Annotated in this window: 19 protein-coding genes; 9 read left to right on the top strand and 10 right to left on the bottom strand. The window is 72.3% G+C overall.

Translation table 11 applies throughout. The features are described from left to right. Positions 1-7 precede the first annotated feature (7 nt). From ACZ4SF_RS26300 to ACZ4SF_RS26270, 7 genes are read left to right on the top strand one after another with little or no spacing between them, the layout of a single operon-like run. Entirely contained in the window at positions 8-1252 is a 1245-nt protein-coding gene (locus tag ACZ4SF_RS26300; protein ID WP_468388699.1) for a hypothetical protein, read from the top strand. Positions 1253-1256: 4 nt separating this feature from the next. Continuing rightward, on the top strand, positions 1257-2960 hold the full coding sequence (locus ACZ4SF_RS26295) for a dynamin family protein (RefSeq protein WP_468388697.1): 1704 nt from the start codon (positions 1257-1259) through the stop codon (positions 2958-2960). Beyond that, on the top strand, positions 2957-3778 hold the full coding sequence (locus tag ACZ4SF_RS26290; RefSeq protein ID WP_468388695.1) for a C39 family peptidase: 822 nt from the start codon (positions 2957-2959) through the stop codon (positions 3776-3778). Before ACZ4SF_RS26295 ends, ACZ4SF_RS26290 begins: the two co-directional genes overlap by 4 nt. Beyond that, positions 3775-4353 carry a hypothetical protein gene (locus ACZ4SF_RS26285; protein WP_468388693.1) on the top strand — a complete coding sequence of 193 codons (579 nt, stop codon included), beginning with the start codon at positions 3775-3777 and terminating at the stop codon, positions 4351-4353. Before ACZ4SF_RS26290 ends, ACZ4SF_RS26285 begins: the two co-directional genes overlap by 4 nt. 6 nt (positions 4354-4359) lie before the next feature. Further along, entirely contained in the window at positions 4360-6597 is a 2238-nt protein-coding gene (locus ACZ4SF_RS26280; RefSeq protein ID WP_468388691.1) for a dynamin family protein, read from the top strand. Next, positions 6594-7874, top strand: coding sequence for an Hsp70 family protein (locus ACZ4SF_RS26275; RefSeq protein ID WP_468388689.1), 1281 nt, complete (start codon positions 6594-6596; stop codon positions 7872-7874). Before ACZ4SF_RS26280 ends, ACZ4SF_RS26275 begins: the two co-directional genes overlap by 4 nt. Continuing rightward, a complete protein-coding gene (locus ACZ4SF_RS26270) occupies positions 7861-8322 on the top strand; it encodes a hypothetical protein (protein WP_468388687.1) in 462 nt (153 codons plus the stop codon). The genes ACZ4SF_RS26275 and ACZ4SF_RS26270 overlap by 14 nt, the downstream gene beginning before the upstream one ends. Before the next feature lie 44 nt (positions 8323-8366). Here ACZ4SF_RS26270 and ACZ4SF_RS26265 read toward each other — a convergent pair whose 3' ends face one another. From ACZ4SF_RS26265 to ACZ4SF_RS26240, 6 genes are all read right to left on the bottom strand, one after another. After that, positions 8367-9407: a ketoacyl-ACP synthase III family protein gene (locus ACZ4SF_RS26265; RefSeq protein WP_468388685.1), complete on the bottom strand. Its 1041-nt coding sequence runs from the start codon at positions 9405-9407 to the stop codon at positions 8367-8369. A gap of 76 nt (positions 9408-9483) precedes the next feature. After that, positions 9484-10710, bottom strand: coding sequence for an MFS transporter (locus ACZ4SF_RS26260; protein WP_468388683.1), 1227 nt, complete (start codon positions 10708-10710; stop codon positions 9484-9486). Positions 10711-10802: 92 nt separating this feature from the next. Then, the gene (locus ACZ4SF_RS26255; protein WP_468388681.1) at positions 10803-12002 is read right to left on the bottom strand and encodes a cytochrome P450; all 1200 of its coding nucleotides are present in this window, start codon (positions 12000-12002) and stop codon (positions 10803-10805) included. Between the two features lie 331 nt (positions 12003-12333). Next, complete coding sequence (locus tag ACZ4SF_RS26250; RefSeq protein ID WP_468388679.1) at positions 12334-12774, bottom strand: acyl-CoA thioesterase; 441 nt, start codon at positions 12772-12774, stop codon at positions 12334-12336. A gap of 23 nt (positions 12775-12797) precedes the next feature. Then, on the bottom strand, positions 12798-13838 hold the full coding sequence (locus tag ACZ4SF_RS26245) for a methyltransferase (protein WP_468388677.1): 1041 nt from the start codon (positions 13836-13838) through the stop codon (positions 12798-12800). Position 13839: 1 nt separating this feature from the next. After that, positions 13840-14871: a methyltransferase gene (locus ACZ4SF_RS26240; protein WP_468388675.1), complete on the bottom strand. Its 1032-nt coding sequence runs from the start codon at positions 14869-14871 to the stop codon at positions 13840-13842. Positions 14872-15088: 217 nt separating this feature from the next. Between ACZ4SF_RS26240 and ACZ4SF_RS26235 the strand changes: the two genes are divergently transcribed. Both ACZ4SF_RS26235 and ACZ4SF_RS26230 read left to right on the top strand, forming a co-directional pair. Beyond that, positions 15089-15994 (top strand): proline iminopeptidase-family hydrolase, encoded by a 906-nt coding sequence (locus tag ACZ4SF_RS26235; RefSeq protein WP_468388674.1) that lies wholly within the window; start codon positions 15089-15091, stop codon positions 15992-15994. A 9-nt stretch (positions 15995-16003) separates the two neighbouring features. Next, on the top strand, positions 16004-16858 hold the full coding sequence (locus tag ACZ4SF_RS26230; RefSeq protein ID WP_468388673.1) for a TIGR03619 family F420-dependent LLM class oxidoreductase: 855 nt from the start codon (positions 16004-16006) through the stop codon (positions 16856-16858). Positions 16859-16876: 18 nt separating this feature from the next. On the opposite strand, the gene ACZ4SF_RS26225 is transcribed toward ACZ4SF_RS26230, so the two are convergent. The 4 genes from ACZ4SF_RS26225 to ACZ4SF_RS26210 form a co-directional block, all read right to left on the bottom strand. Continuing rightward, positions 16877-18427: a GMC family oxidoreductase gene (locus tag ACZ4SF_RS26225; protein WP_468388671.1), complete on the bottom strand. Its 1551-nt coding sequence runs from the start codon at positions 18425-18427 to the stop codon at positions 16877-16879. Positions 18428-18597: 170 nt separating this feature from the next. Continuing rightward, positions 18598-19824 (bottom strand): beta-ketoacyl-[acyl-carrier-protein] synthase family protein, encoded by a 1227-nt coding sequence (locus ACZ4SF_RS26220; RefSeq protein ID WP_468388669.1) that lies wholly within the window; start codon positions 19822-19824, stop codon positions 18598-18600. Then, positions 19821-20060, bottom strand: a complete 240-nt coding sequence (locus ACZ4SF_RS26215) for a phosphopantetheine-binding protein (protein WP_468388667.1) — start codon at positions 20058-20060, stop codon at positions 19821-19823. The genes ACZ4SF_RS26220 and ACZ4SF_RS26215 overlap by 4 nt, the downstream gene beginning before the upstream one ends. Positions 20061-20175: 115 nt before the next feature. Further along, positions 20176-20976: an AfsR/SARP family transcriptional regulator gene (locus ACZ4SF_RS26210; protein WP_468388665.1), complete on the bottom strand. Its 801-nt coding sequence runs from the start codon at positions 20974-20976 to the stop codon at positions 20176-20178. Between the last annotated feature and the right edge of the window lie 155 nt (positions 20977-21131).

The raw sequence follows: 21131 nt of genomic DNA, 5'->3' as shown, positions 1-21131 counted from the left end.
GCGGAGGGTGATTCTTGACGGCAGGCCGGTGGTGCTCCTGGAGCAGGCGCTGGGCTCGGGCCTGGAGGCGGCGGTACATCCGGTGGAGGGCGCCGACGACCTGGTCGTGAAGGTCTACCACCAGCCCGACGCCGCACGTGAGCACCGGCTACGGCGGATGCTCGCCCTCAACCCCCTGGCGGGACGCCCGTTGGACGGGGGCCAACCACCCGAACTGGCCTGGCCGGTGGGGCTCGCGTACGCAACGGACGGCGGTTTCCTCGGGTACGGCATGGGGCGCTTCGCGGGGCCGGACCACATCCAGCTCATGGCGCTGTTCAACCGGGAGCAGCGGCTGCGCAGGTTCCCCGCCGAGGCCGACTGGAGGTTCCTGCTCGGCATCTGCTGGAACCTGGCGTTCATGACGGCCAGGCTGCATCACGAAGGCCTGGTCATCGGTGACTTCTCGGCGAAGAACGTGGTCGTCGACCAGCGCGGCTTCGCCACGTTCCTGGACTGCGACTCGATCGGCTTCAGCGACCCGGGCACCGGTGAGACGTTCCCCGCCACCCTCCACACACCCGACTACGCCGCCCCCGAGCGGCTGCAGGGCGCTCCCGGGAGTGTGCCGAGCGACGACTTCGCGCTGGCGGTCCTCGTCTACCAGCTGCTGACCGCCGGGTACCACCCGTTCGGCGGCGTGCCCCGGGACAGCGAGGACGACGTCCAGATCTCGGACAACATCACAGCCAGCCGCTCGTTCGTCGTACGGCCGGAATCGCTGATCATCCCGCGCGGCCTGGTCGATCCGACGGTACTGCCGCCGGCCGTGCTGACCCTGGCCCGCCAGGCGTTCGGATCGGGGCTGCTCGACACAGCGCAGCGTCCGACGTCACGACAGTGGCTCGCGGCGCTGGAGGAGTCGCGGGCGCAGGGCGCGATCACGATCTGCCCGCGGCGGCCGAGGCACGCCCATGGGGCCCACCTGGCGCACTGTCCCTGGTGCCACCGGGCGGACGCGACGGGCCACGACGCCTTCAACGCACCCGAGCAGACGCCGCAGCCACCCCCCATGGGGCCGCCCCCCGTGCCCCAGCCGGTCTCCCCGGGGCCGGCCATCCACGGAGTCACGCCGCCCGTTCCCGTCAACCCGCCGGGACAGCAAGCCGTGCCTCCCAACGGAGACGACCCCTGGTCGGACTGGATCAAGCCCCTCCTGATCGGCGCAGCCGTGGTGCTGTTCTTCCTCCTGCGCCTCCACTGGGGGGTGTGACGGCATGACGAACACGCTCCTTCCGCCGTCCGCCGAAGGCCCTCACAGAGGGGTGTTCGCCCGGATCGCCGAGGAACTCGGCCCCACGGGCCCGGAGGCAGGCAACCTCCCCGTCATCCTGCGCGCCGCGGGGATCCGCATGACGCAGCCCTTGCGGGTGGCTGTCGCCGGCCAGATCAAACGCGGCAAGTCGACGCTGGTCAACGCCTTGCTCGGCGAAGAAGTCTGTGAGACCGGCCAGCTGGAACTCACCTTCAACGTCGCCGAGTTCCACCACGCGGAGCGGCCGCGGTTGCTGGTCCACTTCAAGGACGGACGCCCGGTCGAGGAATGGCCACCCGACGCGCTGTCCCGGCTGACGGTGCGTGACGCCGCGGGGCTGCGGCAGCTGCGTGCCATTCGCAAGGTCGAGGTGGGCTGGCCCAGCGCGCTGCTGCGCCGGTTCCGTATCGTGGACACTCCGGGGCTCGGCAGTGTGCACGGCACCGATGCCGACAACACCCTGTCCTTCCTCGGCATCGACGATCCGGCGGAGCGCGAGGACGCCGCCCGGGTGCTCGGGGAACTGGGCGGGGACGCCCGGTCGGTGCACGACCTGAGCGCGGCGGAGATGGACCGGGCCGACGCGGTCGTCTTCGTCTTCAGCCGTGGTCTGGGCCGGGCCGACCAGCAGGCGGTCGACAGCTTCGCCGGGGCGTACGGGGCGGTCGTGAGCCCACTGAAGGCGTTCGGGGTGCTGTCGCGCAGCGACCAGTACTGGCCGCCGATCGGCGAAACCGGCCGCGACGGCATGCCCGCCGATCCGCTGGACCACGACCCGATGAAGACCGCCCGCCGTATCGCCGACTCGTACGCGCTACGGCCCGCCGTGCGGCGCGTGTTCCGCACGGTCGTGCCCGTCGCCGGTCTTCTCGGCATCGCCGCCCAGCGCATGCCTTCCGAGGCCTTCGGTCCGCTGTCGGCACTGGCGAAGGTGCCGCCTCGGCGGCTCGCGGACCTCATGGAGGACGTCGGTCACTTCTGCGGCCGCGACTATCCGCAGCTGCCGGTCCCGGCCGGCGTCCGCGCCGATCTGGTCGGCCGGATGGGGGCGTGGGGGGTCTTTCTGGCCTGCGGCCTGTTGCGGGAGGGCCTGGGGGAGGACGCGGTGCGCCGGACGCTGCTCGAGCGCAGCGGTGTGCTCGCTCTGCGGGAGACGGTGCTGCGGCACTTCGGCAACCGGGCCGGGCTGATCAAGCTGGACCACGGCCGCCGCGAGATCGCCGACGAGGTGTCCCGACTGCGGGCCACGGCGCAGCTCACCGGGCGGCCGGTACCCGCAGCGGCGGACCGGGTGGCCACACTGCTGGAACGGCTCCAGGTCACCGATCCGGGGCCGGCGGAACTGGCCGCGCTGCGCGCGTACTACGACGGCGGTCTCGACCTGACGCAGGAGCAGGAGTCCCAACTGCTCGCCGTCACCGGCGAACACGGCACCAGCTGTGCGGCCCGGCTGGGCCTGCCCGTCGGCACACCCGTCGACACGCTGCTGGCGACGGCCCGCCGCCACGCCGCCCAGTGGGCCGCCCTGTGCTCCGACCCGCTGGTCGACGGGCCCACCCTGACCGCGGCGCGGGTGGTGCTGCGTTCCTACGAGCGGGTGGCCGACCAGATCGGCCGGGCCGGGCAGCTGCTGTACGGGAACGACGACGAAGGGACCGCGCGATGAGCTGGGAACCGGACGACCCGGGTGCCGGTGCAGGCATCCACCCCGAGGCCGAGGTGGACCTCACCGACTACATGGATCCGGCGTCCCCCGTCAACCTGACGGACCAGATGCTCCTGGGCGACCCCATGGACCCGGCTGCTGCGGTGGTGCCCCACGAGGACAGCTGGGCGCCGGCGCCGGCGCTCGAACCGGCCGTCGGCGGCATTCCCGACCTGCCGAACTTCGATCCGGCGCACAGCGATCCGACGGCGGTCTCCGGACACCCTGGCGAAGCCATGGAGATGTGGCGCCCGCACACCGGTGAGAACGCCTGTGCCATCGGCGCGCAGGGCATGGTCCTCACCTATCTCACCGGGCAGGAGTTCAGCGAGGAGCAGCTCACCCAGGAGGCGGCGAGCATGGGCTGGTTCGACGGTTCCGGCACCGCGCCCGACGATGTGGGAAACCTGCTGGAGTACCACGGTGTCCCGGTCGAGCATGTGGAAGGGGCGACCTTGGAGCAGCTGGAACAGGTGGTCGCGAGCGGTGGAGCCGCCATCGTGGGGCTCGACTCCGGCGAGATCTGGACCCCCGGGTACGACCCGACCGACGACCCCGTGGGCGGTGTGCCGGGTATCCCGGGCCAGGATGCCGACCACGCCGTGTGGGTCACCGGGTTCGACCACAGCGACCCGGCCTCCCCCATGGTGATCCTCAACGATTCCGGGCATCCGGACGGACAGGGCCTGGCCGTTCCGCTGGACGAGTTCCTGGGAGCGTGGCAGGACTCCGGCAACCTGCTGGTGGCAGCCGGTTCCCCCGGGGCGGTGCCGGCATGACCCGTACCGGTCGTGATCTGCCCCGCTGCGAGGATCTCGTCAGAACACTGCGCCGCTCACGGACCATGCGCGAGGTCGCGCCCATGGAGTGCGGCATCGCCTGGCCCGTTCCCCTCGCGGTGATCCAGGACGGCGAGCCGCGGGTCTTCGCCCGGCTGCCGCTGTTCGTCCTGCGTCCCGATCCGGCAGGCGGCGCCGATCTCTTCCCGCCGTTCGCCACTGTCACCCTGGACTGGTCCACCGGGCGTCTGGTCGAGTACTCCGACCTGCGCTTCAAGGAGCCGCGCCGCTCCCGGCAGGAGTGGGCGCATCCCGTCGGCCGATTCCCCCACCCCGCCGTCGAGATGCTGTCGCATGACGGGTACCGCGCGCTGCGCACCCGTCTGTTCGGCGTGTACGACGAACTCTTCGCCGCCTTCTCGCTCGGGCGGCAGCCCGACGGGGCGGTGACCGCGGAGTTCCGTGCGCTGCTGGGCCGGCTGATGGAGCCCTGTCTCGTTCCTTCCTACCGGCGGCTTGCGCCCAAGTTCCTCCAGCAGTACCTGCCCGGCGACCATCCGCCCGACGAAGGGTGAACCACCATGCGGCACAACGCCACCAGTCGTCTTCGCACCGACGTGCTGGCCGCCTATCCGAAAGTCCTCGACGAACTGCTGGACGAACTGGGACCCCGTCAGCGGGAGTTGCTTGCGCGGTCCAGGGAACGCCTGGAAGCCGGCACCTGTCATGTGGTGGTGGTCGGTGAGTACAAGCGCGGCAAGTCGTCGCTTCTCAATGCGCTGGTGGAACGGCCCGGTCTGTTCCCGGTGGATGTCGACGTGGCCACCTGTGTGGTGTCCACGCTGGCGTGGGGAGCCGAGGAGCGCGCCGTGGTCCACCTCGGGGACACGGGCTCCGGGGGCCGCACCCGGCGGCTCGAACTGCCTCTCCCGCAGCTCGCCGACTACGTCACGGAGCAGGGCAACCCCGGCAATCACAAGAACGTCCGGCTGGTCGAGATCCAGGCCCCGGTACCCCCGCTGGAAGGGGGCCTGGTGGTCGTCGACACCCCCGGGGTCGGCAGCGTCAACGGTGAACACACAGCGGCCACCCGTGCCTTCCTGGAGCGGGCCGACGGACTGGTCTTCGTCTGCGACGCGATCGAGCCGCCCGCCACGTACGAGCTGGACTTCCTGGGCGAGGCCCTGGCGAAGTGCGAGGTGGTCGTCACCGCCGTCACCAAGACCGACAAGGTGCGGGATGCCGGCCCGGTGGTCGCGGGCACCCGCGAGAAGCTCGCGGCACGCACCGGAAGGCCGGCCGACGACCTGGTGATCGTGCCGGTGTCCTCCTACCGCAAACTCAAATGGCTCCGGGACCGCACCGACGACCGGCTGCTCGCCGACTCGGGATTCCCGGAACTGGAGCTCGAACTGTGGGAAGGGCTCGCCACCACGAGTTGGGCGACACAGCTTCGCCGGGCGCTGGACGGGCTGGGCGACGCCCTGGCGACGGCGGGGTCTCCGCTGGTCAACGAGTTGGCCGCACTGGAGTCCGACGAGTCCCTGCGGCGGATCCGCGGCCAGGTCGAGGAGACCACCGCCCGGCTCACGCAGTTGAGTTCCGGCAGCGCCGGCTGGCGTACCGAGCTGACCCGGCGCTTCGAGGTGGACACCCGGCAGGCCCGCGCGGCGCTGCAGGACACCTTCGACTCGGTGCTGCGCCGCTACCAGGAGAAGGTGTCCGCCGGAGCCGACCCGGGCTCCGACGAGTTGATCGGCGAGGTCGCCTCCGGCATGCACGGGGCACTCACCGAGGCACGTGACAGGCTGGCCGGCGTGGCCATGCAGATCATGGAGGAATTCGCCCGGCTCACCAGTCTCCGTCTCACGTCGCCCGAGGCACCCCAGCCTCCCTTCACCCCCGGCATCACGGTCCCGACCGTGCCGCTCAACGTCCGGCCGGCCCGCATCTTCGACCAGCTCCGGGCGAGTTGGTCCACCGGCATGGCCGGCCTCGGCGTGGGAGCGGGCGTCGCCATGATCGAACCGTTCAGCGGCATGGTGGTGGCCACCGGGCTGGGCCTGATGGGCTTGGTCCACGGCCTCCGCAACCACCGGCAGGATCTGCGCGAGCGCGCCCGGCGCGAGCGTGATGCGCGGCTGCTCCAGCTGGTCTGCCAGGAGCTCGCCGCCAACCGGCGGCACGCATCCGAATCCTTCCAACAGGCGTACGGGGACATCGCCCAGTCGATGGTGAAGGAACTGAACGCCCAGCTCGCCGCCCAACAGGAGTCGCTGGCCGAGTCGTGCCGCAGGCTCCAGCAGGCGGGCCGGCAGACCAAGGAGGCCTGCGCACGCAGGCGCGGCGAACTACGTGCCCGCCAGGAGCGCTATCGCCACCTGCAGGGAGAACTCGACCGGCTGCGCTCCCGCGTGGACCGCCTGGCCAAGCGGTCGGCAGCACCCCCCGCACCGCGGCCCGCGCCGTCGCAACCGGCACCGCGCCCGGCGCCGCCCTCGGTACCGCGCCCGGCACCGCCCTCGGCGCCGTCAGGGGTGTCGCCGCACGCCGCACCGGCCGCAGGCTCCGGGGCCGCCGCCATGGCCGGGGCCACGGTGGCCGCGGTGACCGGCGACGTCGCGGTGGACCTCGTCCTGGATGCCGCACTGCACGGGCTGGGCCAGGACGTCCCGGCCGGCACGGCGATCGTCGTCCCCGACCAGGAGGCACCTCATGGCGCCGGGACGGACTGGCCTTCGGACCCGGCGGGAATCGACACCACCCTGCCGCCGGTGATCGGCGCTTCCTTCGACCCCGACCAGTTCGACACCCCATGACCGATGCAACGACAGGGGACACGGCGGACCGAGGCCACGGCGTGGTCTACGGCATCGACTTCGGCACCTGGACCTCCGCCCTGGTGGTCCTGCGTCAGGGGCACCCCCCGCTGCCGGTGCGCGACCCCGTGAGCGCTCACGGGGCGACCTCCGTACGCACCGCCGTGTGTCTGCTGCCCGACGGATCCATGGTGGTGGGGCAGGCGGCCCAGAACGCGCGCCTGCGCCGTCCCGAGTATTTCCGGGCCGAATTCAAGCGGGAGTTCGGCGAGCCGTTCCCGCACCGGCTCGGCGAGCGCCGTTTCACCAGCGAGGAGCTGACCGCACGGGTCCTCGGCTTCCTCGTGGCACAGGCCCGCCGTGCCGTTGGGGCCGAGCCGGACCGGGTGGGCATCAGCGTTCCGGCCACATGGGAGCGAGCCCGCAGGGGGCTCATGGTGGACGCCGCCGAGGCCGCGGGCCTCCCGCGGGAGACGGTCGAAGTGCACACGGAGCCGGTTGCGGCCGCCGTCCACGCCCTGCACGACCACGGTATGGACCGGGAGCGGACCATCCTGGTGTACGACCTGGGGGGCGGCACGTTCGACCTCGCCATCGGCCGGGGGACCCGGGACGGCCTCACCGTTCTCGGCTCCCCCGGCGGTCTGCCCCATGTCGGCGGGCTGGCCATCGATCAGGCGGTCCTCGGCCTGATAAAGGCCCGCTGTCCCGCCGCCGCCCTGGACTCGGTGCGGTCCTCCGACCGCGGCCCGGGCGTGCTGCGCCGCAGGACGCAGCTCGCGGAGGTGTGCACGGCGTTCAAGCAGCAACTGTCCGTCTCGTCGGAGCACACCGATCTGCTCACCATGCTCGATCCTCCCGTCGAGGTCACGCTCACCCGGGCCGAGCTGAGCGAGGCCATCCGCCCGCTGCTGTCGGACACCGTCGCGGAGTGCGAGCGAGTGCTGCGGGCCCACGGCCTCGGCTGGGCGGATCTCGACCTCATCGTCCCGGTGGGCGGCAGCTCCCGGCTCCCCATGGTCGGTGAACTGCTGGCCGCCCGCTCCAGGCGGCCGGTGCTGGACGTGTCCGAGCCGGAACTCGCGGTGGCCAAGGGGGCGGCCTGGCTCGCCCGGGACGCGGTTCCCGCCCGTGTCACCGCCCCGCCGTCCCTTCCCGACGCGTCGCTGGAGCAGCCCCGTCCGGTGCGTACGCTCCCGGCGGGGGTCAGAGTTCTGCTGGACGCCGGTCTGACCGACCGTTTGGTGCTGCAGGCGGTACGACGTGTCCGAACCTGACCTTCCGTCGTCCGGCGGGCTCGTGCTGGCCGATCACTGGCATCGGCTGGTGCGCACGTGGGGAGCACGGCACGGTCTTCCCCTCGAAGCCGATGCGCACTCCGTGACGGTCGGGCTGGACCACGCGGACGCCCGGCGGAGGATCACCGTGGCGTTCACGACGACGCGCAACGAACTGCTGCTGGTGCTGGTCACGGACGACCGTTATCTGACGGAGGACCGGATCGCCCTCGCGGCGGCCGCCGCCAATGCCTGGAACGTCGATCGGCTGGCCCCGATGCTCGCGGTCTGCAACCTCGGCGGCGGCCGGCCCGCGTACCTGAGCGGCATCCGTACGCTGCCACTGGTCTGTGCGCTGTCCCAGCAGGCGTTCGACGCGCTGGCCGACCGATGGCTCGACGAGGCACGTGATCTGTTCACCTGGTGCCACCGGGAGTTCGGGCTGTGAGAGGTTGCCGTACCACGCGACGACGGTGCCGGTGCGGCCGGCGGTCACTCCTGCCAGTCCGGGAGTTCGAGGATCTCCACCACGGCGCCGGACCAGGTGAACCCCGCGCCGACGCCGAGCAGCAGGACCAGGTCGCCGGGCAGCACCTCGCGTTGCTCGACCAGCCGTGCCAGGCCGGCGAACTGGTCACCGGCCCCGAGATGCCCCACCGTCCGGCTCCATGGCCAGGTCGTGCGCTCCGGGGCGATCCCGAAGGGCCGGAAGTAGGCCGACTCCAGCCTGCGGCGGCCGAGATGGGGCAGCACGAACCGGGCGATGTCGCCGAGTTCAGCCTTGGCGCCGGCCAACGCCTCCTCCACGGCGGACCGCTGCCCCCGCGCGGCCCGGTCCACGGTGGCCCGCATCCCGTGCCGGGACAGGTACTGCTCCTTGCACTCCTCGAGGTTCACCTTCCGCACCCGCCCGTCGGCGGGCGGCCGGAACGGGTGGTCCCCGCGGTGCATGCGTTCCAGGCCCGGATCGGAGACGGTCACCAGGCTGCGCACGCGCGCGAAGCCGCCGTCCCGGGCCAGGACGAGGGCCGCGCCGCCGTCGGCGTAGACCGTTCCCGGATCGGCGCGCCACCGGTCGAAGGCGGGCGGGCAGAACACGTCGCCCGCCGTGAGCAGGGCCGCGTGGGACGTCTCGGCCGAGGACAGGAACGCCCCGGCGAGTTCCATGGAGGCCATTCCGCCGTTGGACACCTGGCGGATCTCCACGGCGGGGCAGGCCGGCCGCCCGGTGCCGAGTGCCAGCGCCTGGACGTACGAGGCCGTGCCCCACAGGTCATGGCCCTGGTCGTACAACGTGGCGTGGAGCAGCAGTCCCACCTCGCTGGAGGAGCGTCCAGCGCGGCCCAGGGCGGCTCGTGCGGCCCGCGCGGCCATCGCCGGTGCCGAGTCGTCCGGGGAGGCGACCGTGACCGACTGCATGCCGGTCCTGCGGGCCTCGGCCGCCGGAAACGCTCCCGATGCCACCGCGTCGGCCGCCGGAACGGGCGGCGGCAGCCAGGCAGCGCAGCCGGCGATGTACAACTCGTCGGTCATCAGGTCCTTCTTCGCTGAGGAAGTTCACTGAGTAGGGGGTGGCACGGGCCGCCGGGCCCCGGGGCTCGGCCGCGGCTCAGCGCACGCCGCGGATGCGGCGGACCAGCAGCGCGCCGGCCAGCGTCAGGACGGCGGTGACCGCGAACAGCGACCGGTAGCCGCCCGGGGCGCTCACCAGGGCCGCCGCCACGAGCGGACCCAGCACATGCGGCAGTACGTTGGCGATGTTGGTGACACCGAGGTCCCTGCCCCGGTCGCCCGAACTCGGCAGTACGTCGGTGACCAGGGCCTGGTCGACGGAGACGTAGACGCCGTAACCGAGTCCCATCGAAGGAGCCGCGGCCAGGGCAGCCGTCCAGCTCGGCCACACCGCCAGCAGCAGCGCCGCGGCGGCGATCATGGTGCCGGCCACCACGATCGGGGTGCGCCGGCGGCCGTACCGGTCGGAGTACGCCGCGCCGGCGAAGGCGGCGCCCACGATGCCCAGCGCGTACAGCGACACCAGCACCGTCAGGCCCTGTTCGGCGCTGCGGCCGGGGAACCGCTGCTCGAAGTGGACCTCGTCGCGCAGGAAGTACAGCAGGTACAGCGTTCCGATGGCGTTGCCGGACTGGATCAGAAAGCGGGTGACCCAGGCCAGCGCGAAGTCCGGGTGGCGGCGCAACGACCCCCAGGTGCCCCGGAGGATGTGACGCGGGGCGCCGGACGACGCCGGCCGGTGCCCCGGCGGGGCGTCGGTGACGAGGGCCAGGAACAGGGCGGCACCGGTCACGACGGCGAGCGCCGGAACCGCGTAACCTGCGGCTGTGCCCGTCACCACCTCGGTGACCAGTACGGTGCCCAGCAGCACCGACACCGGCTGGGCGGCACCGATCCAGGCGCTGACGCGGGCGCGTTGGGACGCCGGGACCTGATCGGGGATCTCGGCGACGAGGGCGGCCAGCACGGCGCCGAGCCCCAGCTGGGCCAGGCACCAGGCACCGGCCACCGTGGCCACGGTCCCCTGCCGCGACAGCAGGGCGAGACCCGCGGCGGCACACAGCGCGCCGCCCGCCAGCCAGGGGCGGCGGCGGCCGAACCGGGAGGCGGTACGGTCCGACAGCGCACCGGCCAGCGGTGTGGCCACCAGGCCGACGAGGGCCCCGATCCCGGTGACGAGGGCGAGGGCCGTCTCCTTGCCGCCGGGGTCGATCACCTGCAACTGCCGGGCCAGCAACACCTGGACGGGCGTGTAGAAGGCGGTCCACAGCCCCAGCGAGGCGAGCGCGAGACCGGCCACGAACGGAGCCCGGACCCGGGTCACGGGCTCATCCGTGCTCCCGGGCACCCCGGTGTCGCCGGTCCGGGCCCCCGTGCTGCCCCCGGCCGGTGACGACGACGGGTGCCCGGCGCCGGTCATCCCCATGTGACCGGGAACTCCGTGTAGCCGCCGAGCGCCGCGAAGTCCCGCCACTTCAGGGACCGCGGGTCGACCGCGAGTTCGAGGTCGGGGAAACGCTCGAAGAGCATGCGCAGCCCGATCTCCATCTCGGCCCGGGCCAGGGGCGCCCCGATGCAGAAGTGCGGTCCGTGGCCGAAGAACAGCTGGGTGGACTCGGTCCGGTGGAGGTCGAATCGCTCCGGGTCCTGGAACACCGACTCGTCACGGCACGCCGAGCCGATGTGCTGCATCACCGCGGCGCCCGCCGGTATGACGGTGTCGCCGAGCCGGATGTCGGTCGAGGCACGGCGGGGTGAGATCACGCCGCCGGGGTTGTCCAGACGCAGCAGCTCCTCGACCGCCGCCGGCCACAGGGAGGGGTCCTTGCGCAGCTCCGCCAGCTGCTCCGGATGACGCAGCAGGGTCAGCACCGAACTGGCGAAGACGGTGATGCTGGTGTCGTGCCCGGCGACCAGCAGCGCCGTGCCCATGCCCACCAACTCGGCCTGCGTGAGCGGCCCTTCGTGATCCGAGAGCGTGGTCAGGGCGCTGAGCAGGTCGTCACGGGGATCGGCGCGCTTGCGGTCCACCAGGTCCGAGAAGTAGGCGCGCATGTCCATGAAGGCCTGGCGCACCTCCTCGGGCGGGTAGTCCCGCAGCGACATCATCCGCTCGGTCCAGCCGACGAACTGCTCCTGGTCCTCGAGGGGGACACCGAGCATCTCGCAGACGATGCGCAGCGGGATCGGGCGGCCGAAGGCCTCGTTCAGGTCGGCCGGGCGGGGGCCGGCCGCCATCTCGTCCAGCACCTCGCCGACGATCACCTCCATCCGGGGGCGCAGCTCGTCGACCCGGCGCGGTGTGAAGGCCTGGGAGGCGAACTTGCGGACCCGGGTGTGCCGGGGCGGGTCCATGTTCAGGATCACGTCCGGGGAAGGGGCGGCGGCCTGGAAGCGGGGGGCGTCGGGCTCCAGCATCAGCGCCCGGCTGAACCGGCGGTCCGCGAGGACGGTGCGCACGTCGTCGTAGCGCGTGACCAGATACGCCGGGTCGCCGGTCGCCAGGGTGATGGGGCACACGGGCTGCTCGCGCCGCAGCCGCGCGTACTCCTCGGGCGGCCGGGTGGGGTCGGTGCGGACCACCGGATAGGCGATCGTCGGGTGTTCCTCGGACATCGCAGCCTCCATCGTTCGGGTCGCCCGTCAGTCTGTCCGGCTCCGCTGACGGAGCACTGACGGCCGCCTGACGAGGCATGAGCGCGGGCACGGGCGGCCCGGAGGCGGCCACGGGCGGGCCGGAGGCGGCCACGGGCGGGCCGGAGGCGGCCACGGGAGGACACGGGCGGCCACGGGCGGGCCGGAGGCGGCCACGGGAGGACACGGGCGGCCACGGGTGAACCCGGGGCGGGCTCGGGACGGGCACGGGGTGGAGGTGGGGCGGACGCGGGGCGGACACGACGACGGCCCCGGGACGAGTCCCGGGGCCGTCGTGCCGTCGTGCCGGCCGCTACAGCAGTTTCTCGGCCACCTCGTGGAAGGCGGGGGTCCACGGAGTCGGCCGGAACGTCTCCGTGTCGATCCGTATGTGCACCCGGTGTCCTTCCGCGTGCACCGTCCGACCGTCCTCCGACAGCACCCGGAAGTCGTAGACCACACTCGACTCGGCCAGTTTGCTGATCCAGAAGTGGACCGCGTACGGGACGGTGCCGCGGATCGGCGCCCGATAGCGGATGGAGAACTCGGCGACCGCCAGGAAGATGTCCGGCTGGCTGTACTTGCCTTCGGCGTAGGTGAACCCGTTGCGCGACCAGAATCCGGTCAGTGCCCGCTCCACCATCACCGGATAGCGGCAGTTGTGGACGAATCCCATCAGATCCAAGTCGTCGTAGTGGGCGTACCCGGGCTCCACATGCCCTCGCTCGACGACGATCTGAGGCAGGGCGGTCATCTCGGTGCCTCCCGCGGTAGGTGTCAGCCGGTGCCGGCTTCGATGATCGACAGGCTTGCGGGAGTCGGATGGATGCGCAACAGGTTCAGTCCCGCCTCGCCGAGAAGTGACGCGAATTCGTCCTTCGTCCGCTCTTTGCCCTCGAACACCGTCAGCATCAGGACGTCGGACAGCACGATCCCCGGCGGCACGTCCGTCTCCGGCACCACGGCGTCGACGATCAGCAGCCGGGAGCCCTCGCCCATGGCCTTCCTGCAGTTGCGCAGGATACGCAGGCAGTCGGCCCGGGACTTGTCGTGCACGATCCGCTTCAGGACGTAGACGTCCGCGCCGGCGGGCACCGACTCGTAGAAGTCGCCGGCCAGGGTCTCCCAGCGGCCGGCGGTCGCCGGGTCGTCCAGCCGGTGCCGGGCGAGCACCGGCGCACGTTCGAACAGGACCCCGCGCAACTTGGGATTCCTGGCCAGCACCGTGCGCAGAAAGCCTCCGGTGCCGCCCGCGAGGTCGACGACGGTGCCGGCGGGCGGGAAGGCGTAGCTGTCGGCGATCGCGGCCTGCTCGGTCATGGACAGGCTGTCCAGTGCCTCGGAGAACAGCACCGCTGGTGCGCCGTCGCCGTCGACCCGGTCGAAGACGGGTACGCCGAAGATGTCGTCGAAGACCGTGGTGCCCTCGCGGACCGTGTCCTCCAGCCGTTCCGCCGACTTCCAGTACATCTCGTCGGTGAAGAGCAGTGCCGCGCTGCGGACGGAGTAGGGGACGTCGGAGCGCAGCACTTGGGCGGCGGGGGTGATGTGGAAGGCGCCGTCGTCGTCCTCGCGGAAGACGCCGCGGGTGGCGAGGAAGCGCAGGACGCGGTAGAGGAAGGGGGCGTGCAGGCCGGTGGCGTCGGCGAGTTGTCCGGTGGTCCGCGGGCCCGCGGCGAGGTGGTCGGGGATCTTGGTGCGGATGGCCACGCGCAGGGCGGCGGGGTAGAGGTACCCGAGCGAGTCCCCGAGGACCTGCCTGATGGCGGCCGCGATCTGCGCGGCCTGCTGAGCCTTGTCGTCCGTCATGTCAGGCATGTCAGGCCGGTATCGCTTCCACGATCGAGACCGGCCCGTTCGTCGGGACGATCCTGGAGAGCCTGAAACCCGTCGCGGTCAGCAGCCTGTCGAACTCGGCCTCGGTGCGCTCCATGCCGTCGAAGATCGTCATCATGGCGATGTCGTACAGCTTGCCGGGGTCGGGATCGTTGCCGCGCGGCACCACGCAGTCGACGATGAGCAGCTTGGCGTCGGCGTCCATCCCCTTGCGGCAGGCGCGCAGGATGCGCAGGCAGTCCTCGTCCGACCAGTCGTGCAGGACGCGCTTGAGCAGGTAGAGGTCGCCGCCGGTCGGGGTGGTCTCGAAGAAGTCGCCCTCGGCCGTCTCCCACCGGCCCGCGATCTCCGGTGCGTCCAGGATGTGCTGCTCCAGCACCTGCGCCTGCTCGTAGAGGACTCCGCGCAGACCTGGGTTCTTGGTGAGGATGGTGCGCAGGAACCCGCCGGGCCCGCCGCCCACGTCGACGACCGTGCCCTGCTCGGGGAACGCGTAGCTGTCGGCCACGCGGCCCTGCTCGATCGTGGACAGGTCGGCGATGCCGGTGTGGAAGACGCGGGCGCTCTCCTCATGGGTGTTGAGGTAGTCGAAGAGCGGGGAACCGAAGATCTTGTTGAAGGCCGTGGTGCCCTCGCGGACCGTGTCCTCCAGCCGTTCCGCCGACTTCCAGTACATCTCGTCGGTCAGCAGCAGCGCGGTCGTACGGACGGAGTAGGGGACGTCGGAGCGCAGCACCTGGGCGGCGGGGGTGATGTGGAAGGCGCCGTCGTCGTCCTCGCGGAAGACGCCGCGGGTGGCGAGGAAGCGCAGGACGCGGTAGAGGAAGGGGGCGTGCAGGCCGGTGGCGTCGGCGAGTTGTCCGGTGGTCCGCGGGCCCGCGGCGAGGTGGTCGGGGATCTTGGTGCGGATGGCCACGCGCAGGGCGGCGGGGTAGAGGTACCCGAGCGAGTCCCCGAGGACCTGCCTGATGGCGGCCGCGATCTGCGCGGCCTGCTGAGCCTTGTCGTCACTCACCGTGTGTCCCTCCGGCGGTTCGTCCGATGGTCCGTCGAGGAGCAGTCTGCGGGGGCCGGCTGACCGGACCCTGACGGTTGTCTGACCGTTCTCGCGAACGCGTTCGGGGCCCCTCGCCGCCCCGGCCGTCAGGCACGGGTCAGCCACCGGTCAGCGCCTCGGCCCAGACTCGTCCGGGCGCCCGCTGCAGTGCGGGAGCCCGACGACGGGAGGCCCGATGACCGCGCTCGACGGCACGATGCAGTGGCAGGAACGGCACACCTGGTACCGGGTCCACGGCGACCTGCACGGCGGACGGCCCCCCGTGGTGCTGCTGCACGGCGGCCCCGGCCTCACGCACGACTACCTGACGCCGATCGCCGAGGCGCTGTCCGGACCGGCCGGCGGCGGACGACCGTGCGTCCTGTACGACCAGTACGGCGGCGGCCGTTCGGGACACCGCCCCGACGCGCCCGCCGGCTACTGGACGGTCGAGCTGTTCCTGGAGGAACTCCGGCTGCTGCTCGCTCATCTGGGCATCGAGGACGGGTTCCATCTGCTGGGCCACTCCTGGGGAGGCATGCTCGGTCTCGAACTCGCCGTCACCCGGCCCCGGGGGCTGCGCAGCCTCATCACGACCGGCGCCTTCGCCGCCTCGCGGACGTACATCTCCGAGGTGCGCGGGCTGGTCGACGCCCTGCCCGAGCCGGCGCGTGCGGTCATCCTGCAGCACGAGGCGGCCGGCACCACGGACTCGGCCGCCTACCAGGAGGCGATGCTGGAGTTCTACCGGCGGCACGTCATCCTGGCCCGCCCGGTGCCGGAGTGCCTGATGCGCACGGTGGCGGCGATGCGCGAGGACCCCACGGTGTGCCGGGCCATGATGGGCGAGAGCGAGTTCAGCATGACGGGCAGCCTGCGTACGTGGGACATCCGCGACCGGCTGCGTCTGGTGCGGACGCCCGTCCTGGTCGCCTCGGGCCGCCACGACGAGGTCACACCGGCCGCCGCGGACGAGCTGTACGAGGCGCTGCCGTACGCCGAACGCGCGATCCTGGAGGGGGCCAGCCACCATCCACACCTGGAACGGCCCGCCGAATTCCTCGATCTGGCAAGGAAGTTCATCGATCGCGCCGACCAGTAGCATGCCCCCATGGCACCCACCATCGGGCTCTTCTCCATGAACATGAACGCCGCGGCGGACCCGGCGACGGCCGAGCGGATCGCGCGCCTCGCCGAGCGGCTGGGGTACGACTCGCTCTGGGTCGGCGACCATGTCGTCCTGCCGTCCCCGCGCACCGAGGAGTCCCCCTTGGACCCCGGTACGCCGCTGCTGGACCCGGTGGTGGCGCTCACCCATCTGGCAGCCCGTACCGAGCATCTGCTGCTCGGCGCGGGCTGCATCGTGCTGCCCCAGCGCAATCCGCTGGTCCTGGCCAAGCAACTGGCCTCCGTGGACGTCCTCAGCTCGGGCCGGCTGCTCTTCGGGGTGGGGGTCGGCTATCTGGAGCCGGAACTGCGCGCCCTGGGCGTGGACCCACGCGGCCGGGCGCGGCGGGCGGAGGAGTACCTGGAGGCCATGGAGAGCCTCTGGTACGACAAGAGCCCCGCGTTCCGGGGCACCCACACGAGCTTCGAAGCGGTCGACGCCCACCCGCGCCCCGCCCAGACGCGCATCCCGGTGGTGATCGGCGGGCACAGCACGGCGGCACACCGGCGCGCGGTGACCCGGGGCGACGCCTGGTTCGGCTATCTGATGGGCCTGCGCGCCACGGCACAGCAGGTGGCCGGACTGCGCGCGCTCGCCGCCGAGCACGGGCGGGACAGGCCGCTGCACATCTCCGTCGCGCCGGCCCGCCGCCTCGGTCCGGATGTCGTCCGGGCCTACCGCGACCTCGGTGTGGACCGGCTGGTGGTGGTCCCGCCGGTCGATCTGACGGCCGACCAGCTCGCCGACTTCGTCGAGGCGCACGCGCCGGCCCGCCTGGGCGCCGCCCCGCGCCCGTGACGCGCGAGGCGGCGGCTGTCACCCCGCGATGAAGGCCGCCGCGCGCTCGCCCACCAGCAGCGCCGGCGCGTGGGTGTTCCCGGTGGTCACCGACGGGAAGACCGAGGCGTCGGCGACCCGGAGCCCGTCGACCCCGTAAACCCTCAGCCGCGGGTCGACCACCGCCCGGGCGTCGATGCCCATGCGGCACGTCCCCACAGGGTGGTGGTACGTGGCGACCGTGCTCCGGATCCGGTCGAGCAGAGCCGGCTCCCGCGCACCGGCCGCGGCGTCCGGCCCGGGGTACATCTCCCGCGCACCCCACTCCTTGCGCAGCGTGGGGGCCGAGCCCAGTTCCCGGCACAGGGCCACCGCGGCCAGCAGCGCCGTCGTGTCGGCGGCGGTCCGCAAGGTCGCCGGGTCGATCAGCAGCTCGTCCTCGGGATCGGGACCGGTGAGCCGTACGGTGCCACGGCTGGACGGCCGTACGATGCCCGCCTGCAGCGTGAAGCCCGTCGCAGGTCCGCTCACCCCCTGCGGATACATCGGCACCGGGAAGTGCAGCGGCTGCAGATCGGGAACGGGCAGGCCGGAGCGGCTGCGCCAGAACAGATGGGTCTGGGCGGGCGACAGGCCGGGCGAAGGGCGGCCCGGATCACGTTCCGTGGCGAACACCACGGGAGCCAGGACGTGGTCGTGCAGATCATCCCCGACTCCGGGCAGTTCCACTACGGGCGTGACACCGACGGACCGCAGGTGCTCCGGGTCGCCGATGCCCGAGAGCATCAGCAGGCGCGGTGATTCCAGTGCGCCCGCGGCCACCACGGTCTGGGCCGCACGGGCCGTGTGGACGCGGCCGTCCTCGGCCCATTCGACGCCGGTGCAGCGCGTGCCGTCGAGCAGCAGTCTGCGGACCCGCGCGCCGGTCCGCACGGTGAGCTGCGGACTGCCGAGGACGGGGGTCAGGTACGCGTCCGCGGCGCTCTGCCGGCGGCCGTCGACGATGTTCAGCTGAGTCTGCGAGATCCCCTCGGGGAAGCCCGTGTTGTAGTCGTCCTGGTGGGGGATGCCGATCTCGGCCGCCGCCTCGATCAGTGCCCTGTGGACCGGGTCGGCCCGGTACGCGGACAGGACGCGCAACGGTCCGCCGGTGCCGTGGAGTTCGTCCGCCCCCGAGTCGAAGTCCTCGATGGACCGGTAGACCGGCAGGACGTCCTGCCAGGACCAGCCGTCGTTGCCGAGGTACGCCCAGTGGTCGTAGTCGGCGGCGGCGCCCCGGGCGTAGATCATCGCGTTCAGCGCACTGGAGCCGCCGAGCACCTTGCCGCGCGGCCAGAACAGTCTGCGCCCGGCCGCGTGCCGCTGCCCGACCGTCCGGTAGCCCCAGTCCTGGGGGCTCAGCCACAACTCGCCGAAGCGCCGGGGGTCGTGGATCGCCGGGTTGTCGGCGGGTCCGCCCGCCTCCAGCAGGAGCACGCGTGCTCCCCGGTCGGTCATCCGGCGAGCCACGACGCAGCCCGCCGAGCCCGCCCCGACGACGATGACGTCGTGGCCGGGGCCGGGCGGCCCCGAGCTGTGTGATTGCGTCACGTGTGCCGCTCTCCTTGTGAGGTCCTGGCGGAGTGAGGTGTGCCGGACGCCCTGTCAGACGCCCTGCCGGATGCCGTGCCGGACGCCGTTTCGGACGTCGTGCCGGATGCCCTGCCGGATGTCGCGCCGGACGCCGTTTCGGACGCGGTGCCGTCGGCCGTCCGCCCGGCTCAGGCGGAGGTGAAGGCCAGCACCGCGTTCTGGCCGCCGAATCCGAACGAGTTGCTGACCGCGACCTCGACGGCGCGGTGCCGCGGTTCACCGGCCACCACGTCCACCTCGACCGCGGGGTCGAGCGTCGACAGGTTCGCCGTCGGCGGGACCAGCGACCGCTCGACGGACAGCACGGTGAGGGCCGCCTCGATGGCGCCGGCGGCGCCGAGCGCATGGCCGAGCACACCCTTGGCCGAGGTCACCGCCGGTCCGGTGCCCAGCGCCTTGCGCAGTGCCCGGGCCTCGATGACGTCGTTCAGCGGCGTCGAGGTGCCATGGGCGTTGACGTGGTCGACGTCCTGCCCGGTGACGCCTGCCTGGGCCAGCGCCGCGTCGAGGGCCGCCGTCATTCCCGTGCCCTCGGGGTCGGGCGCGGTGATGTGGTGGGCGTCGGCCGATGCCCCGTAACCGGCGATCAGGGCACGGGTGCGGACGTTGCGGGCTCGCGCGTCCGCCTGCCGTTCCAGCACCAGCATGCCGCTTCCCTCGCTGATGACGAAGCCGTCGCGGTCGGCGTCGAACGGGCGGGAGGCCGCCGCGGGGTCGTCGAGGCGCCGCGAGGACAGCGCCCCCATCTGCGCGAAACCGCTCACCATCAGCGGGACGACCCCGGATTCGGTGCCGCCGGTGAGCACGACGTCGCAGACGTCGTCGCGCAGCAGATCCAGCGCCGTTCCGATGGCCGTCGCGCCGGAGGCGCAGGCGGTCGCGGTGACGAGGTTGGGCCCGCGGGCACCGAACTCCATGGCCAGATGGCCCGCCACCATGTTGGGTATCAGCATCGGGATCAGCAGGGCGGAGACCGATCCCGGGCCGTCGTCGAGCAGTGTCCTGTGCTGCTTCTCCCAGGTCGCGACACCGCCGAGGCCGCAGCCGACGACGACGCCGACCCGGGCGCCGTCCCAACTCGCGGGATCCAGGCCGGCGTCGGCGACCGCCTCGCGCGCCGCCACGACGGCCAGCTGGGTGAAACGGTCGTGCACCAGGACGCTGCGGCGCCCCACGTGCCGCCGGGCGTCGAAGCCGGGGACGGTGCACGAGATGTCCACCGGGATGCCGGCGAGCGCGGGATCCTTGCGGGCCGTCGACACGCCGGAGCACACCCCCGACCACGTGGGTTCCACACCGATGCCCGCGGCGGTCACCAGGCCGAGGCCGGTGACGGCGACGGCCGGCCGGGTCATGACGCCGCCGCGGCGTCGGCCTGCGCGGCGATGATCTCGGCGGCCCGGCCTATGGTGTCGCGGGGCGTGGCGGCGTCGTCGCCGACCTTGACGCCCAGCTCCTTCTCCACCACCAGCAGCAGTTCGACCAGGAAGAGCGAATCCATCTCCAGGTCCTCGAAGGTGGCGTCCGGGCTGATCGCGGAGCGGTCCACCTGGAAGTGGTTGACGAGGATGTCGGCGAGCTTTTCGTACACGGCTGCTCCAAGGGTGTGAGAACGACGGATCGGGATCCGCGCGGGCGGCGTCGTGCCGGCGGCCTTCGGCGGACCGGGTGGTACGGCGCGGAACCGCGACGCCGCGCGGGGGTGTTCAGGCGGAGCGCGACCAGGCCGGGACGGCCGGGACCGCGAGCACGGGACCGCCGGCGCGGGCGTGCGTGGGCATCAGGGTGAGCACCTGGCGCTGGGCGAGGATCTCGGTGTGCCGGGCGCGCAGCGGCGCGCTCGGTTCCAGTCCGAGCTCCCGGTCGAGGCGTTCACGGATGCGGTGGTAGGTGTGCAGCGCCTCGCCCTGGCGTCCCAGCTGGTACAGAGCGATCATCAGCAGTTCGCAGAACCGTTCGTGCAGGGGGTGCTCCGTCTCCAGGCGGCGCAGTTCGGCCGCTGCCTGTCCGGCGTCGCCCACGACGAGCCGGGCGAACGCGAGGTTCTCGCACACCGCGAGCCGGCGCTCCTCGTACAGCGCCGCCCCGGCCCGGCAGCGCAGCCCGTCGCCGGCGTCCAGCAGCGCGGGGCCGCGCCACAGCCGGAGCGCGGACTCCAGCAGCCGCACCGCCCGCCGCGGATCGACCCGGAGGGCGGCGGCTCCCTGGCCCGCCAGCTCCAGGAACCGGTTGGCGTCGACACCGTCGCCGGGCACGTCCAGCACGTACCCGCCCTGCACGGTACGCAGGACCGTCTCGCCGCCGGGCCGTCGCTTCGGCCCGTCGAGGACCTTGCGCAACCGCGCGGCGTGCGCCTGGAGGGCGTTCTGGACGTTGCCGAGCGGCTGGCCCGACCACAGCTCGTCCGCCAGTTCCACGTTCGACACCGAGCGGCCGGCGTCCAGCGCCAGGGTGGCGAGCAGAGCGCGCACTTTGTGGGCCTTGATCGGACGCTCGCGCTCATCCACGTACACAGAGACGGTGCCAAGAATCTCTATGCGCACAGCTCTCCTAGGTAGTTCGGCGGGTATTCGATGGTGGTCGCCGAAAAGGAGGAGTGTCAAGCATTCCCATTTCTCCCAGGGTTGCAACAGGGAAGGCCGTACAGGGACCCGGGCCGGGG

The organism is Streptomyces sp. NPDC027663, from assembly GCF_055566415.1.
Note: the sequence above shows the minus strand (reverse complement) of the source record. Positions and strands in the feature narration are given on the sequence as shown.

Bases quoted from the DNA above. Each gene is read 5' to 3' on its own strand.
- ACZ4SF_RS26295 (WP_468388697.1), top strand. From the start codon at position 1,257: ATGACGAACACGCTCCTTCCGCCGTCCGCCGAAGGCCCTCACAGAGGG.
- ACZ4SF_RS26290 (WP_468388695.1), top strand. From the start codon at position 2,957: ATGAGCTGGGAACCGGACGACCCGGGTGCCGGTGCAGGCATCCACCCC.
- ACZ4SF_RS26285 (WP_468388693.1), top strand. From the start codon at position 3,775: ATGACCCGTACCGGTCGTGATCTGCCCCGCTGCGAGGATCTCGTCAGA.
- ACZ4SF_RS26280 (WP_468388691.1), top strand. From the start codon at position 4,360: ATGCGGCACAACGCCACCAGTCGTCTTCGCACCGACGTGCTGGCCGCC.
- ACZ4SF_RS26275 (WP_468388689.1), top strand. From the start codon at position 6,594: ATGACCGATGCAACGACAGGGGACACGGCGGACCGAGGCCACGGCGTG.
- ACZ4SF_RS26265 (WP_468388685.1), bottom strand. From the start codon at position 9,407: ATGACCGACGAGTTGTACATCGCCGGCTGCGCTGCCTGGCTGCCGCCG.
- ACZ4SF_RS26255 (WP_468388681.1), bottom strand. From the start codon at position 12,002: ATGTCCGAGGAACACCCGACGATCGCCTATCCGGTGGTCCGCACCGAC.
- ACZ4SF_RS26250 (WP_468388679.1), bottom strand. From the start codon at position 12,774: ATGACCGCCCTGCCTCAGATCGTCGTCGAGCGAGGGCATGTGGAGCCC.
- ACZ4SF_RS26245 (WP_468388677.1), bottom strand. From the start codon at position 13,838: ATGCCTGACATGACGGACGACAAGGCTCAGCAGGCCGCGCAGATCGCG.
- ACZ4SF_RS26235 (WP_468388674.1), top strand. From the start codon at position 15,089: ATGACCGCGCTCGACGGCACGATGCAGTGGCAGGAACGGCACACCTGG.
- ACZ4SF_RS26230 (WP_468388673.1), top strand. From the start codon at position 16,004: ATGGCACCCACCATCGGGCTCTTCTCCATGAACATGAACGCCGCGGCG.
- ACZ4SF_RS26220 (WP_468388669.1), bottom strand. From the start codon at position 19,824: ATGACCCGGCCGGCCGTCGCCGTCACCGGCCTCGGCCTGGTGACCGCC.